At 67.5% G+C, this 437-nt stretch carries 1 protein-coding gene; it reads left to right on the forward strand.

The annotated features are described in order from the left end of the window. Positions 1-437: transporter substrate-binding domain-containing protein (locus M3677_RS17385; protein WP_251161198.1), on the forward strand; the 437-nt coding region annotated here is incomplete at both ends.

Here is a 437-nt window from a genome sequence, read left to right on the forward strand (position 1 = left end):
TCGCTGCCAAGCTGGGTCTGGACGAGGGCCAGATCGAGTTCGTCGAGACCGTGTCGGCCAACCGCGAGTCGTTCATCCAGAACGGCCAGGTCGACCTGGTCATCGCGACCTACACGATCAACGACGCCCGCAAGGCCAAGGTCGACTTCGCCGGCCCGTACTACGAGGCCGGGCAGGACATCATGGTCGCCGCCGGCAACCCCGGCGGCATCGAGGGCCCCGAGGACCTCGCCGGCAAGAACGTGTGCTCGGTGGAGGGCTCGACCCCGGCGCAGAACATCCGGGACAACTACCCCGAGGCCACGCTGACCCTCTTCGACGTGTACTCCAAGTGCGCCGATGCGCTGACCAACGGACAGGTCGACGCGGTCACCACCGACAACGTCATCCTCACCGGCCTGGTGGCGGGCAACCCCGAGGGCTTCGAGCTCGTCGGC

This window comes from Curtobacterium sp. P97, assembly GCF_023712445.1.
In the GTDB taxonomy this organism is placed as follows: domain Bacteria; phylum Actinomycetota; class Actinomycetes; order Actinomycetales; family Microbacteriaceae; genus Curtobacterium.